Origin of the sequence: Cupriavidus sp. SIMBA_020 (assembly GCF_046535395.1) — a bacterium.
GTDB lineage: Bacteria > Pseudomonadota > Gammaproteobacteria > Burkholderiales > Burkholderiaceae > Cupriavidus > Cupriavidus campinensis.
Genome location: NZ_JAWRWU010001370.1, coordinates 1 through 246, shown reverse-complemented (window position 1 = coordinate 246; position 246 = coordinate 1). Strand labels below are relative to the sequence as shown.

Genomic DNA, 246 nt, shown 5'->3' with positions numbered 1-246 from the left:
CGGTGCATCTGGGCTCAATGCAATGGCTGCAGGGACGAATGCGATCGCGGCCGGGGCGAGCTCTGTTGCTCTAGGCAACGGAGCGAGTGGAACTGGCGCACAAAGCATTGCGATCGGCAATGCCTCGACAGCCACATCGTTTGGAGGCGTTGCAGTCGGTTCTGGGGCCACGGCAAGCCATGCAAATGACATCGCTCTGGGCACGAATTCAGCGACGGCAATTGCAAACCCGACATCGGGCACCAC

1 pseudogene is annotated in these 246 nt (G+C 60.6%); it reads left to right on the top strand.

Annotated elements, in window-relative coordinates:
• Window positions 1–246, top strand: a pseudogene (locus SB751_RS33985) (hypothetical protein); the annotation flags it as partial.